This is a genomic window from Salininema proteolyticum, from assembly GCF_042685645.1.
In the GTDB taxonomy this organism is placed as follows: Bacteria; Actinomycetota; Actinomycetes; order Mycobacteriales; family Micromonosporaceae; genus Salininema; species Salininema proteolyticum.
On the sequence record NZ_JBHUNX010000001.1, the window covers coordinates 3,236,674 to 3,251,633 of the forward strand.

Annotated in this window: 8 protein-coding genes; 1 reads left to right on the plus strand and 7 read right to left on the minus strand. The window is 68.0% G+C overall.

Translation table 11 applies throughout. The annotated features are described in order from the left end of the window. The first annotated feature begins 20 nt into the window (after nucleotides 1-20). Nucleotides 21-1,340: a DUF2254 domain-containing protein gene (locus ACFTE1_RS15030; RefSeq protein WP_380620980.1), complete on the plus strand. Its 1,320-nt coding sequence runs from the start codon at nucleotides 21-23 to the stop codon at nucleotides 1,338-1,340. An 80-nt stretch (nucleotides 1,341-1,420) separates the two neighbouring features. On the opposite strand, the gene tuf is transcribed toward ACFTE1_RS15030, so the two are convergent. The 7 genes from tuf to ACFTE1_RS15065 form a co-directional block, all read right to left on the minus strand. Then, on the minus strand, nucleotides 1,421-2,614 hold the full coding sequence (gene tuf / locus ACFTE1_RS15035) for an elongation factor Tu (RefSeq protein WP_380620981.1): 1,194 nt from the start codon (nucleotides 2,612-2,614) through the stop codon (nucleotides 1,421-1,423). 179 nt (nucleotides 2,615-2,793) lie between these two features. After that, complete coding sequence (gene fusA, locus ACFTE1_RS15040) at nucleotides 2,794-4,851, minus strand: elongation factor G (protein ID WP_380621695.1); 2,058 nt, start codon at nucleotides 4,849-4,851, stop codon at nucleotides 2,794-2,796. 69 nt (nucleotides 4,852-4,920) lie between these two features. Beyond that, nucleotides 4,921-5,391, minus strand: a complete 471-nt coding sequence (gene rpsG / locus ACFTE1_RS15045; protein ID WP_380620982.1) for a 30S ribosomal protein S7 — start codon at nucleotides 5,389-5,391, stop codon at nucleotides 4,921-4,923. Nucleotides 5,392-5,394: 3 nt separating this feature from the next. Further along, nucleotides 5,395-5,769, minus strand: coding sequence for a 30S ribosomal protein S12 (gene rpsL / locus ACFTE1_RS15050; RefSeq protein WP_380620984.1), 375 nt, complete (start codon nucleotides 5,767-5,769; stop codon nucleotides 5,395-5,397). Nucleotides 5,770-6,369: 600 nt separating this feature from the next. Further along, nucleotides 6,370-6,780 carry a hypothetical protein gene (locus tag ACFTE1_RS15055; RefSeq protein ID WP_380620986.1) on the minus strand — a complete coding sequence of 137 codons (411 nt, stop codon included), beginning with the start codon at nucleotides 6,778-6,780 and terminating at the stop codon, nucleotides 6,370-6,372. A 140-nt stretch (nucleotides 6,781-6,920) separates the two neighbouring features. Next, a complete protein-coding gene (locus ACFTE1_RS15060; RefSeq protein WP_380620988.1) occupies nucleotides 6,921-10,925 on the minus strand; it encodes a hypothetical protein in 4,005 nt (1,334 codons plus the stop codon). 89 nt (nucleotides 10,926-11,014) lie between these two features. After that, nucleotides 11,015-14,902, minus strand: a complete 3,888-nt coding sequence (locus ACFTE1_RS15065; RefSeq protein ID WP_380620990.1) for a DNA-directed RNA polymerase subunit beta' — start codon at nucleotides 14,900-14,902, stop codon at nucleotides 11,015-11,017. Between the last annotated feature and the right edge of the window lie 58 nt (nucleotides 14,903-14,960).

Here is a 14,960-nt window from a genome sequence, read left to right on the forward strand (position 1 = left end):
ACTTCCCCGACAATGGCCGGGTGAAGGTCATACCCGCCTACCGGCATCGCCGGCTCTCGACCATGCGCGAACACCTGCGCAACTCCTTCGTCGTGCTGCCCGGACTGGCCATCGTCGCGTCCGCGGCGCTCGCCGTGGCCGCCTGGTGGGCCGACGACCTGCTCAGCCGGCTGTTCCGGGAGGCCAGCCTCGAACCGCTCCTCACCGACCTCGCCGTCCTCACCAGGCCGGCCTCCGCGATGGTCAACACCGTCTCCTCCGCCATGCTCACCTTCGTCGGCGTGGTCTTCTCCATATCCCTCGTCGCCCTGCAGATGGCCGCGAACTCCTTCTCCCAGCGGGTCCTGCTGCTCTACGTGCGCTCCCGCATCACCAAGGCGACCCTCTCGATCTTCCTCGGGACCTTCGTCTACTCCATGCTGATCTCCCTCGAGTTCGCCGACTACCAGGAGGGGTCGGAACTGACCACGGTCCCCTTCTTCGGCTCGCTGACGGCCATCCTGCTCGTCTTCGCCAGCCTCTTCCTCTTCATCATCTACGTCGACTCGACCATCAGCCTGCTGCGCCTCTCCGAGGTCGTAGACGTGATCTCCCGCGACACCCTGAAGACCATGCGCTACCTGAGCCGAACCTCCCGCGGGGGCGAACTGGCCCCCGGCCTGCCCGAGCCGGAGCACGAGCCGCTGGTGCTCACCCACGACGGAAAGTCCGGCGCGCTCCAGGACGTCGACATCGTCCGCCTCGTCCGCTACGCGCGGCGGCACGGAGTGCTCATAAGGCTGATCCCCCGGCCCGGCGACTTCATCACGACCGGCACGCCGATCGCCCGCGTCACCGGCGGTGACTTCCGCCCGCACCTGCTCGCCAAGTGCCTGTCCGTGGGCGCCGACAGGTCCCTGTACCAGGACGTCGCCTTCGGCCTGCGCCAGCTGGCCGATATCGCCTGTAAGGCCCTCTCCCCCGGCGTCAACGACCCGACCACTGCCGTCCAGGTCATCGACCGCCTCCAGGAGCTCCTCGGGCACCTGTGCCACGCGCCCTTCGAGCAGACCGCCTTCTCCGACAAGAAGGGCGAGATCCGCCTGCTGACCCGGCACTCCACCTGGACGTCCCTGGTCGACCTCGCCTTCACCGAGATCCGCTCCTACGGCGCGGACTCTCCGCAGGTGACCCGCCGCCTCTCCGCGGCCCTCACCGACCTCGCCGGCATCGTCCCCGACGACCGCCGGGACCCCCTCCACCGGCACCTCGACCAGTTGCGGGCCGACGTCGCCGCCGCCGTCCCCAACCCCGCGGACGCCCGGTTCGCCCTCGAACCCGACCGACAGGGCATCGGCTGAAGACGCGGAAAGGCCCGCCGGAACCGGAGTTCCAGCGGGCCTTTCCGCGTTCTAGGACTCACGCCCTCAGATCATCGCGATTACTTGATGACCTTGGTGACGCGGCCCGAGCCGACGGTGCGGCCACCCTCGCGGATCGCGAAGAGCAGGCCCTCGTCCATGGCGACGGGCTGGATCAGCTCGACCTTCATGGAGGTGTTGTCGCCGGGCATGACCATTTCCTTGCCCTCGGGCAGGGTCACAACACCGGTCACGTCAGTCGTACGGAAGTAGAACTGCGGACGGTAGTTGTTGAAGAACGGGGTGTGGCGGCCACCCTCGTCCTTGTTGAGGATGTACACCTCGCCCTCGAACTCGGTGTGCGGGGTGGTGGTGCCCGGACGGACGACGACCTGGCCGCGCTCCACCTCCTCGCGCTTGGTGCCGCGGAGCAGCAGTCCGACGTTCTCTCCGGCGCGGGCGTCGTCCAGGGTCTTGCGGAACATCTCGATCGCGGTGACCTTGGTGTTGATCGGCTTCTCGGTGATGCCGGTGATCTCGACGTCCTCGTTCGGCTTCAGAACGCCGCGCTCCACACGACCGGTGACGACGGTTCCACGACCAGTGATCGTGAAGACGTCCTCGACGGGCATGAGGAATTCCTTGTCGATCTCACGCTCCGGCTCCGGGATGGACTCGTCGACGGCGGACATGAGCTCGGCAACGGCGTTGCCCCACTTCTCGTCGCCCTCGAGGGCCTTCAGAGCGGAAACCTGGATGACCGGGGCGTCGTCGCCCGGGAACTCCTGCTCGCTCAGCAGCTCGCGGACCTCCATCTCGACCAGCTCGAGGATCTCCTCATCGTCGACCATGTCGGCCTTGTTCAGGGCCACGACGATGTAGGGGACGCCCACCTGGCGGGCCAGCAGCACGTGCTCGCGGGTCTGCGGCATCGGGCCGTCGGCGGCGGACACGACCAGGATGGCGCCGTCCATCTGAGCGGCACCGGTGATCATGTTCTTGATGTAGTCGGCGTGACCGGGGCAGTCGACGTGAGCGTAGTGACGGCCCTCGGTCTGGTACTCGACGTGCGAGATGGAGATCGTGATACCGCGCTGCTTCTCCTCAGGCGCGTTGTCGATCTCGTCGAACGGCGTGTAGGGGTTCAGGTCCGGGTGCTTGTCGTGCAGGACCTTGGTGATGGCGGCCGTCAGCGTGGTCTTGCCGTGGTCGACGTGACCGAGCGTGCCGATGTTGATGTGCGGCTTGTTCCGCTCGAACTTTTCCTTAGCCACTTGTCCTCCTGTGGACTAGTTAAATCTGGTTTGACTTACTTTGCCCGTCGCTGTCGGGCCGCAACTCCGTTGCGGGAGTGCGGACCTGGAATCGCAACGGTTCAGACGCGGCGCCGGACGGACGAGCCCGCCCCACGCCTGTCAGATTACGCGATGACGTGGGCCGCCACCGCGCAATCCTACTCGCCTGTCGCCTTGGCGATGATTTCCTTAGCGACGTTCGCCGGGACTTCGGCATAGCTGTCGAACTGCATCGAGTAGTTCGCGCGGCCGGCCGTCTTCGACCGGAGGTCTCCGACGTAGCCGAACATTTCCGACAGCGGCACCAGGGCCTTGACCGTACGGTCGTTGCCCCGCTCGCCCATCTCCTGGACGAGACCGCGACGGGAGTTGATGTCGCCGATGACGTCACCCATGGACTCCTCCGGGGTGATGACCTCGACAGCCATCATGGGCTCCATGATGGTGGGCTTGGCGCGCTGAGCCGCCTCCTTGAGGACGTTGCGGCCGGCGATCTTGAACGCCATCTCCGAGGAGTCGACGTCGTGGTACTGACCGTCGATCAGCTCCAGCTTGAGGCCGACCAGCGGGTAGCCCGCCAGGATGCCCTCCGGCATGGCGGCCTCGGCGCCCTGCTTCACGGCGGGGATGTACTCGCGGGGAATACGTCCACCGGTGATCTTGTCGTCGAACGCGAAGACGTCGGACTCGTTGGTCTCCATCTCCATCGGCTCGACGTTCACGATGACGCGGGCGAACTGTCCCGAACCACCGGACTGCTTCTTGTGCAGGTACTCGACCTTCTCGACGCGCTTGGTGATCGTCTCGCGGTAGGCCACCTGCGGCTTGCCGATGTTGGCCTCGACGTTGAACTCGCGCTTCATGCGGTCCACCAGGATGTCCAGGTGGAGCTCGCCCATGCCGGAGATGACCGTCTGACCGGTCTCCTCGTCGGTCTGGACGCGGAACGTCGGGTCCTCTTCGGCCAGGCGCTGGATCGCGGTCGCGAGCTTGTCCTGGTCGGCCTTCGACTTGGGCTCGATGGCCACGTCGATGACCGGCTCGGGGAAGATCATCGACTCGAGGATGATCTGCTCGTTCGCGTCGCAGAGCGTGTCGCCCGTGGTCGTGCCCTTCAGGCCCTGGACGGCGATGATGTCGCCCGCCTCGGCGAAGGTGCGCTCCTCACGCTTGTTGGCGTGCATCTGGTAGATCTTACCGATGCGCTCCTTCTTCGACTTGGTCGAGTTCATCACCTGGGTGCCCGTGTCGATGCGACCGGAGTAGACGCGCGCGTAGGTCAGGCGGCCGAGGTGCTTGTCCGTCTGGATCTTGAAGGCCAGAGCGGAGAACGGCTCGTTGATGTCCGCGTGGCGCTCGTCGGTGGTCTCGTTGTCGAGCTTCGTGCCCTGGATCGCCGGAATGTCCAGCGGGGAGGGCAGGTAGTCGATGACGGCGTCGAGCAGGGGCTGCACGCCCTTGTTCTTGAAGGCCGTGCCGCACAGCACCGGGTTCATCTTGTTGTTGATGGTCGCCACTCGGATGGCCATCTTGATGTCCGCGGTGGTGATCTCCTCGCCCTCGAGGAACTTCATGGCGAAGTCGTCGTCCAGGTCGGACAGCGACTCCAGAAGCTTCTCGCGGTACTCGGCGGCCTTGTCGGCCTCCTCCGCGGGGATCTCCTCGGTCTCGTAGGCCTCGCCCAGGCCGGTCTCACCGCGCCAGACCTTGGCGTTCATCTCGACCAGGTCGACGATGCCGATGAAGTCGGACTCGGTGCCGATCGGCAGCTGGATCGGGACCGGGTTGGAGGACGCCAGGCGCTCCTCCATCATCTCGACGCAGCGGTAGAAGTTCGCACCGGTGCGGTCCAGCTTGTTGACGAAGCACATGCGCGGAACGCCGTACTTGTCGGCCTGGCGCCACACGTTCTCCGTCTGCGGCTCGACTCCGGCGACACCGTCGTAGACGGCGATCGAGGAGTCCAGCACGCGCAGGGAGCGCTCCACCTCGACGGTGAAGTCGACGTGGCCGGGCGTGTCGATGATCTGGATGGTGTGGCCGTCCCACGAGCACTTGGTCGCGGCGGACGTAATCGTGATGCCGCGCTCCTGCTCCTGCTCCATCCAGTCCATGGTCGCGGCGCCGTCGTGGACCTCACCGATCTTGTGCGACACGCCCGTGTAGTACAGGATGCGCTCGGTCGTGGTGGTCTTGCCGGCGTCGATGTGCGCCATGATGCCGATGTTGCGGAGCTTCTCAAGCCCGGCGTTGTTCTTTTTAGCCACTGTTCTCTCCTGGTCTCACTACCAGCGGTAGTGGGCGAAGGCTTTGTTGGAGTCGGCCATCTTGTGGGTGTCCTCGCGCTTCTTGACAGCGGCGCCGAGGCCGTTGGAGGCGTCGAGGATCTCGTTGGTGAGGCGCTCCACCATGGTCTTCTCACGGCGGTCGCGGGAGAAGCCGACCAGCCAGCGCAGTCCGAGCGTGGTCGCGCGCTGCGGGCGGACCTCGACCGGGACCTGGTAGGTGGCGCCGCCGACGCGGCGGGAGCGGACCTCGAGCGTGGGCTTGACGTTGTCGAGCGCCTTCTTGAGGGTCGACACCGGGTCGGCGTCGGTCTTGGTGCGGGTGGCCTCGAGAGCCTCGTAGACGATGCTCTCGGCGAGACGGCGCTTGCCGTCCTTGAGGACCTTGTTGATCAGCTGGGTGACGAGCACCGAGTTGTACACCGGGTCGGCCGCCAGGACGCGACGCGGAGCGGGACCTTTGCGTGGCATAGGTTACTTCTTCTCCTTCTTCGCACCGTAACGGCTACGGGCCTGCTTGCGGTCGCGGACACCCTGGGTGTCCAGCGCGCCGCGGATGATCTTGTAGCGAACACCCGGCAGGTCGCGGACACGGCCGCCGCGAACCAGGACGATGGAGTGCTCCTGCAGGTTGTGGCCGACGCCGGGAATGTAGGCGGTGACCTCGGTGCCGTTCATGAGGCGAACACGGGCGACCTTGCGCATGGCCGAGTTCGGCTTCTTCGGAGTGGTGGTGTACACACGGGTGCACACGCCGCGCGCCTGGGGGCTGCCCTTCAGCGCGGGTGTCTTGTTCTTGCTGGCCTTGGTCTGACGACCTTTGCGAACCAGCTGTTGAATTGTCGGCATGAAGCCTTAATCCCTTTCAACAGTCCGCGGTCTCCCGCGGAATCGGTTACGTTCCTACGCCCTCTCGGACGCCGCCATCTCACTCGGCTCTCGCCGTCGCTTCCCGCCGCCGCGCTCGGACGTGTCGCGTCTCTCCGGTCGAAGCCCTGGGGGCAGACGCGTCCATCTCGATGGAGTCCCGCGGTCTTACGGCCGCATGGCCCATACCGGGCCACATGGCGGCGGCGTGCGTGCCGATGGCGTCCCCCTTTCGGGAGGCAGGCACGCAACCTGGCCTGGCACTCACGAGGACCGAGCTGCCGGAGTAGACAGGGCCGTCATGCCGCACGTTCGCGGTGTCCAAGCACAAGGGAATAGCTCAGGCAGTTTATCCGGTCCGACGTGCGGGAGAACTGCTCCGGGAGCGGGCCGTAGGCCCTATCACACCGGGTCGACCGCCGTGCGGACCTACCCGAGCCGCTGCCATCTTACCTCATTTCCCGCCCCGTCCCCAAGCGGGTTGTGCATGAACGGCACCACGACTCATCTGCCCGAACGCCCTTCCGGAGCCCTCGGGCCCGGAACCGCCCGCGACGGTCCGGCATTGCGGAGACCGCCTGTTCAGACGGTGTTGTCGCCGTATTCCGCCCCGCCGCCGAGCCAGACCCGCAGCAGTACCAGGACCAGGACGCTCAGCGCCACGGCGGCCGCGACGGCGGTGATGCCCAACGCAGTCTTCGCGCGGCGCCTGATGTGAGGGATCTGTCCCGCGCCGAGCAGGAATCCCTCCGACTCGCCGACCTCGCGTTCGCCCTGCTTCGCCAGCTCGAGGGCCATCAGGGCGAGGAAGAAGCCACCCAGCAGCGGAGACAGGAGCAGAGCCGCGTGGGAGAGGGTGCCCGCGGTGCGGATCTTGGTGCTGGGGACCGGCTCGGGGTCGGCCGCGTGGCGGCCGGGGGACTCGGGCGCTGCCACGCTCACCCGGGGCCTGTCGTCCTCGGGAGCCAGCGCTCGCCACTTGTCTTCATCCACAACGCCCATGATATCCACAGACGCGGAAAAGACGGCGAAGCGCACTTACCCCTGCGCTCCGCCGCCTCCTCACCGGGGAGACTCAGACTCGCTGACACCCTCACCGTAGATCGACGGATCATAATTTCTTCACAGAAAGCTCATACGCGCCCGCACCGTACAATGGGTCCGTCCCGCCTCCGATCCCGGAAAGACGCCCGCTCATGCCCGACCAGCCCGCCGCTCCCCCGCCCGTCACCCCCAACACCAAGGGTTCCAAGGCCACGCCGGCCGTCCTGGTCGTCCTCGCCCTCGTCGCCGCCGGCGGCCTCTTCATGGGCTGGAATACCCTCTCCGGCTGGTCGTTCGACGACCTCGGCTCCGCCGTCCCCGACCTCGGCTCGGACTCCGAGGACGGGCCCTCTTACCGGGCGGAGGACTTCTTCGAGGAGACCGAGACGGGCGCGGAGGTCACCTACACCCTCAAGTCCGACGGGTCCGAGAAGACCGGCGAGCTGATTTTCGACGGCGTATCCGACCAGGAGAACTGCACCCTCGCGGTGGAGAACGCGAAATACGCCGACGCCTTCGACGACTGCGCCCGCTCGGTGGAGGCCCGGTTCCACCACGCCGATTTCGCCTCCGCCGCCTGCGTGTGGATCGTCGAGTTCGACGAGGAGGACACCGCCGTCATGGCCGAGAAGGCCTACGAGTCCGTCGCGTCCCGCCACGGGGAGGGCACCGACTGGCGCTTCGCCGACTGCACCGGCGGCGACTTCTCCGGAGCCGATGCCTTCCACAACAAGATGACCCGCCAGGGACGCTTCCTCGTCCTGTCGGTCGGATCGATCCAGAACCCCGCCCCCGACGAGGCCGTCGAGTCCTACGTCTTCGGCCTGGCCTTCCAGCACACGGACTGGTCCAACATGATCATGCTGGAGAACCCCTAACTCGCCCGCTGTCCAGACGTCGGCGGCGACATAGCGGACCTCGGGGTCCCCGTGCCGCCGCAACGCCTTCACCAAGGACCTCGTGCGCTCCGTCCACGGCAGGTGCGAGCCTCCGACCTGGTCGAGCACGAAGGCCGCGACCAGCGCCGCCCTGCCGTCGCCGGTGTCCACCAGGCTCTCCAGGAAGCTGGGGACGTGCTCGCCGCCCTCCTGCCAGATCCGCCGCGCGAACCGGTCGGCCGCGGCGCGGGCCTCCAGGGTGTGGGAGAGCCCCGCGGCGAACCCGGCGAGCTCCTCGGGGCTCGAGTCCCAGGCCAGGGTCTGCGCGCGCAGTTTCAGGGCCAGGTGCCCGGGCATCTCCGCGGCCGCGGTCCACAGTGCCTCCCGGTTGCCCGCCGCGTTCAGCATGAGCCAGTTGCACAGGGCGGACAGTCTCTGCCGCGCCGGCAGGTCCCGGTTCTCCTCCGCCTCGGGCTCCTCCACCGTCCGCAGCAGCCGGATCACCCGGGCCAGGCGGTCGAGCCCCGTGCCCTCCCCCGCGAGCCTCGACAGCGCCGCGGCGGCCCGCTGCCACGGAGCGGCGCCGACCATACCCGTGACCATCCGCGCCAGGGCCTCGACCGCCGCGGGCTCCGTGGACGCCCATGCCCTGAGGGAGTCCATCCCCTCCTCGGCCAAGTCGGGATCGCCGGAACCGCAGGCGTCCACGGCCGCACCCGCGACGGTCTCCTTGAGCGCCGCCGGGACCCCGTGCGGTTCAAGGCGCAGAACGGATTCGCACACGTCCGGCCCGAACCGGACCGAGTCGGCCAGGATCGCTCCGGCCGCGGGATGTTCCAAGCGGTGGTCGATCAGCTGGGCGACGATCTCCGCCCGCAGCCCGACCGAGAGGTCGGCGCCCCACCGCTCGCGCAGCCGGTCGCCGTCGACCTCGAGCCCCTGCCCGATCCACAGGCCCACCGCCAGCCTCTCCAGGGAATGGGTCCCGGTCAGGTCCTTCAGGCGCCGGGTGAGCAGGTCCGGGCGCATCCGACGTCCGCGTTCGCCCAGCGCCAGGGCCGCCAGCCCCAGATCGTCCCCGCCGGACCGGTCGATCAGCAGGTTCCAGGCCGCATCGTCCCGAACGTTCCCGAGCGTGAGCAGTGCCGTCGCTCCCACCAGTCCGGGGTCGTCGAGGTGGGGGCTCACCCGGGCGAGGTCCAGCTCCGGAAACCGGGCCATGGCCCTCAAACCCCGGGCCCGCTCCCGGTCGTCGCGCCGTTCGTCCGCGACCAGTCCGCCGAGCTGGTCCAGGAACGCCGCCCGCAGCCTCGGAGGCCACTTCCTGGTCACTGCGATGCCCAAGGGGCGCATCAGGACCGACGCCTCGCCCGTCGTCGTGGCGTCTCCCCGCTCCAACCACCGCGCCACCATGTCCGGACGGTGCCTAGCGACTCGTGCGAAGACTCCCGGAACCGGCAGCAGCCCGGTCCCTTCCAGGAGCCCGAGGCGCCCCGACCGGTCCGGCCCCGAACCTAGCCACAGCTCCACGGTCTTCTGCGCCGCGACCGCGTCGTCACCGAACACGACCTCGGCCAGCAATTCCTCGAAGCCGGCCACCCGGTGCGCGTCGCGTCCGAGCCGACGGGCGAACCTCCGCAGCAACCTGGTCCGCCCCAGGGACACTTGGTCGCGCAGCACCGCCATGCTCCGAAGCGCGAGCTCCACGGCCTCGTCCCTCGACAGCATGGCGAGTCCGCGCCGCACCTCCTCCACATCGCCCAGGCGGGCGATGCTCTCGAAGACCTCCATGGCGAACTCGCCGAAGCCCGCGTCCCGCAACCGGACGGCCAGATCGATGACGGCTCTGTCCGTCTCGCCGGTGCGCCAAGGGGAGCGGAGGGCCGTCTCCAGCAGCTCCCGCAACCGCTCCACGTGCTCCTCGCGCCAGGCCGCGGCCGGCACCCGGGCCAACGTCTCCAGGACGGCGGACCGCACCTGGTCCTGATCCGCCACGGCCCTCTTCGCATGGGAGAGGACCTCCCCGAGCACGTCGGGACCGCCGTCCATGACCGCGGCGCCCACCAGGTGCCGGTAGCCCTCGGCCCTCTGCGCCGCGTTGGGCCTTCCGACACCCTCCAACAGCGTCTCCCGGGACTCGGCCCACGGCAGCGCCGTGTACAGGAGCATCCGGTAATCCCGGCTCTGTTCGGCCGAGCGGCTCTGGAGCCGTCTCCTCGCCTCGCCGATCCGGTAGTCCCTGGGCAGCTCTTCGAGCAGTTCGGTGAAGACCGACCGCGCGCGTTCCGGCCCCATGGCCTCCAGGACTTCCCGCCTCTTGCGGGGGCTCAGTGAGAAGACCAGCTTCCGGAAGGGCCAGAAACCGTGGCCGTCCGCCGCGAGACCGGCGATCGCCTCCGCCGGCTCCCTTTCCAGGGCCCTTCCGATCGAGCGGGGAACTCCGAAGTGGTAAAGACGGTTCCCCCGCTCCCGCGAGTGGAGGAGGGTCCACGTCTTCTCTGGGTCCAGGGCGAGCCAGCGGGGGACGCACCTCCTGCCCGGGGTCGACGCCGAACTCCAGCGGTTCTCCAGGGAGAGGTCCAGCCAGGAGGCGGGGTCGGCCTGTCCCGCGACCTCGATGCCCGCGGCGTGGCGCTCCCACCACGACTTGCGGGCCGACTCCGGCCTCTCGGCAAGCGCGTTCCGCGCGTACTCCGTGAACGCTCCCGGGTGCCGCCGCGCCAGGGACTTCCAGTTCACGACCGCATAGCCCATCTCGGGCAGCAACCGGGCCACGGTCTCTCCACCGCACGCCGGCAACAGCCTGACCGCCTCCGCGTCGCCGAAGTGCTCGCGGACCGCCGGAAGTATCCGTTCGGCCGTCCCGCTCCTCTGCTGGCGCCGCACCTCCCGGTAGACGCGAATCCGCACCGTCTTGGCCGCCTCCAGGACCCGGCGGCGATCCTCGTCGGACAGCGGGCCGCACCGCACCGCCAGGGCGCCGGCATAGGCGGCCACCGTCGCGTCGCCGTGGCCGATGAGCCGTCCCAGAAACTCCCGCTCGCCCGCCCTCGCCGCCGCGAAGAGCGCCGTCTGCGCGCCGAACAGGCCGTGTCCGGCCAGTTCCCCGAGCCGTCCGTCGGCCCCGAGGCGCTTCGCCTCCGATGCCAGACGCCGGTAGCGCTCTCCCGGGGAGAGGGGCGCGATCTCATCGAGGAATGCCGCAGTGCCGTTCATGCCGGAGATCGTACCGAAGGCGTGCCAGAACGACACGAAGGCGGCGGCCCGCAAGGGCCGCCGCCTTCATTCAGCACTGTTTATGGCGCTCAGTAAGTCCCGAGGTCGTAGGAGTCCTCGAGGCTCACGGCCGCCCCTCCCCCGTAGGAGAAGGTCGGCGTGGTCGCGTCCTCGTACCCTCCGAGGCTGTACACCGCGGCCTTGGCCTCGGCGGACGGCTCGATCGAGACGTTCCTGTACTGCGACAGGCCCGTACCGGCCGGGATGAGCTTACCGAGGATGACGTTCTCCTTCAGACCCATGAGCGAGTCCGACTTGCCGGAGATCGCGGCCTCGGTGAGCACGCGGGTCGTCTCCTGGAAGGAGGCGGCCGACAGCCAGGACTCCGTGGCCAGCGAGGCCTTGGTGATGCCCATCAGCTGCGGACGTCCGGAGGCGGGCTCGCCGCCGCCGGAGATCAGCTCCTTGTTGATCTCGTTGAACTCCTGGCGGTCCACGAGGGAGCCGGGCAGGAACTCGGAGGTCCCGGAGTCGATGATCGTGATGCGCTTGATCATCTGGCGCACGATGATCTCGATGTGCTTGTCGTGGATCTGCACGCCCTGCGAGCGGTACACGTTCTGGACTTCCTCCACCAGGTGGCGCTGCACCTTGCGGGGCCCGAGCACGCGCAGCAGCTCGTGCGGGTCGATGGTTCCCTCGACCAGCTTCTCGCCGACGCCCACGTGGTCGCCGTCCTGGTAGCGCAGGCGGAGACGGCGCGGGACCTTGTCGACGACGATCTCCTCGCCGCCGTCGTCCGGCGTGATCACGATCTTGCGGCTCTTCTCCGCGTCCTCGATGCGGACCGTTCCCGCGGACTCGGCGATGGGCGCCTTGCCCTTCGGGACGCGGGCCTCGAAGACCTCGGCGACACGCGGCAGACCCTGCGTGATGTCGTCTCCCGCCACACCACCGGTGTGGAAGGTGCGCATCGTCAGCTGGGTTCCCGGCTCACCGATGGACTGCGCGGCGATGATGCCGACGGCCTCGCCCAGGTCGACCTTGGTGCCGGTCGGCATGGAGCGGCCGTAGCACGCGGCGCAGACGCCCTGGCGCGACTCGCAGGTGAGGACCGAGCGGACCTTCACCTTGACCACGCCGGCGGCGATCATCTCGGCGATGCGGTCGTTGGTGACCGCGGTGCCGGCCGCGCAGGCGACCTCGCCGTCGGTGCCGACCGCGTCCTCCAGGAGGGTGCGGGCGTCGACGGACGACTCGTTGATCTCGGCGGGGACGAGCTTGCCGTCCACCTCGAAGGCGATCTCGAAGTCGAGCCCGCGGTCGGTGCCGCAGCTCTCCTCGCGGATGATGACGTCCTGCGAGACGTCCACCAGACGGCGGGTCAGGTAACCCGAGTCGGCGGTACGCAGGGCGGTGTCCGCCAGTCCCTTACGCGAACCGTGCGTGGAGATGAAGTACTCCAGGACGGTCAGGCCCTCGCGGAGCGAGGACTTGATGGGCGTCGGGATGATCTCGCCCTTCGGGTTGGCCACCAGTCCGCGGATGCCCGCGATCTGGCGCAGCTGCAGCATGTTACCGCGAGCACCCGAGTTGATCATCTGCCACAGCGGGTTGTCCTGCTGAAGGGTCTTGTCGAGGTCCTCCATGACCTCGGCGGTCGCCTTCGTCCAGATCTCCGTCAGCTCGCCGCGGCGCTCCTCCGCGGTCATCAGACCGCGGTTGTACTGCTTGTCGATCTTCGACGCGTCCTCGTCGTACCGGCCCAGGATCTCGTCCTTGTGGGCGGGCGGGACGACGTCGGCGATGCCGATCGTGACGCCCGACCATCCGGCCCACTTGAAGCCGGCGGCCTTGAGCGCGTCCAGGCAGGCTCCCAGCTCGACCTTCGAGTAGTGCTCGGCCAGGTCGTAGATGATGTCCGAGAGCTGGCCCTTGCGGATCTCGAAGTTGATGAACCGGAAGTTCGGCGGCAGGCAGTCGTTGAAGAAGATCCGCCCGAGGGTGGTCTCCACGACAGCCGGGAGGCCCGGCTGCCAGTCCTGCGGCTGCTCCCACTCCTCCGCGGCGCCGTTGTCGACGCCGGGAAGCTGGGTGATCCGGATCTTGACGGGAGACTGGATCTCCAGCTCGCCCCGGTCGTAGGCCATGATGGCCTCCGATACGGAGGAGAAGGCGCGGCCGGAGCCGCGGCGGTTCTCGTCCCGGTGCGTCAGGTAGTACAGCCCGATGATCTGGTCCTGCGTGGGCAGGGCCACCGGCTTGCCGTCCGAGGGCTTCAGGATGTTGTTCGACGCCAGCATCAGGATGCGGGCCTCGGCCTGGGCCTCGGCGGACAGCGGCACGTGCACGGCCATCTGGTCGCCGTCGAAGTCCGCGTTGAACGCGGTGCAGACGAGCGGGTGGAGCTGGATGGCCTTACCCTCGACCAGCTGCGGTTCGAAGGCCTGGATACCCAGGCGGTGCAGCGTGGGCGCACGGTTCAGCAGGACCGGGTGCTCGGTGATGACCTCTTCGAGGACGTCCCACACGACCGGTCGGGCCCTCTCGACCATCCGCTTGGCGCTCTTGATGTTCTGCGCGTGGTTCAGGTCGACCAGGCGCTTCATCACGAACGGCTTGAACAGCTCCAGCGCCATCTGCTTGGGCAGACCGCACTGGTGCAGCTTGAGGCCCGGGCCGACCACGATGACCGAACGGCCGGAGTAGTCGACTCGCTTGCCCAGCAGGTTCTGGCGGAAGCGGCCCTGCTTGCCCTTGAGCATGTCGGACAGCGACTTGAGCGGGCGGTTGCCCGGTCCGGTGACCGGACGGCCGCGGCGGCCGTTGTCGAACAGGGCGTCCACCGACTCCTGCAGCATCCGCTTCTCGTTGGCGACGATGATCTCGGGCGCGCCGAGGTCGATCAGCCTCTTGAGGCGGTTGTTGCGGTTGATGACGCGGCGGTAGAGGTCGTTCAGGTCGGCCGTCGCGAAACGGCCGCCGTCGAGCTGCACCATCGGGCGCAGTTCCGGCGGGATGACCGGGACGCAGTCGAGGACCATGCCCATCGGCGAGTTGCCGGTGGACTGGAACGCGGCCACGACCTTGAGGCGCTTGAGCGCGCGCAGCTTCTTCTGGCCCTTGCCGGTGGCGATGACCTCGCGCAGGTTCTCGGCCTCGGCGTCCAGGTCCAGGTGGTCCAGCAGGCTCTTGATGGCCTCGGCGCCCATGCCTCCGGTGAAGTACTCGCCGAAGCGCAGTTCCAGCTCGCGGTAGAGCATGTCGTCGCCGACCAGCTGGCGGACCTCGAGCTTGCGGAACATGTCCATGACCTCGTCGAGGCGGTCGATCTCCCGCTGGGCCTTGTCGCGGATCTGGCGCATCTCGCGCTCGCCGGCGTCCTTGGCCTTGCGGCGGACGTCGGAGCGGGCGCCCTCGGACTCCAGCTCGGCCAGGTCGGCCTCGAGCTGGGCTCCGCGGTTGGCGATGGCCTCGTCGCGCTGGGTCTCCATGGTGCGCTTCTCGGCGACGATCTCGTTCTCGAGGGTCGGCAGGTCGCGCTGGCGGGCCTCCTCGTCGACCGAGGTGATGACGAAGGCGGCGAAGTAGATGATCTTCTCCAGGTCCTTCGGCGCCAGGTCGAGCAGGTAGCCCAGGCGCGACGGGACGCCCTTGAAGTACCAGATGTGGGTGACGGGAGCGGCCAGCTCGATGTGGCCCATGCGCTCGCGGCGGACCTTGGAGCGCGTCACCTCGACACCGCAGCGCTCACAGATGATGCCCTTGTAGCGGATCCGCTTGTACTTGCCGCAGTAGCATTCCCAGTCGCGGGTGGGGCCGAAGATCTTCTCGCAGAAGAGGCCGTCCTTCTCCGGCTTCAGAGTGCGGTAGTTGATCGTCTCCGGCTTCTTCACCTCGCCGTGGGACCACTGGCGGATGTCCTCCGCGGTCGCCAGACCGATCTTCAACCTGTCAAAGAAATTGACGTCGAGCACTAAACTCTTCCCCTTATAAAACGTCAAACGGTCAATCAGTTCGCATGCGGGGTGGCGG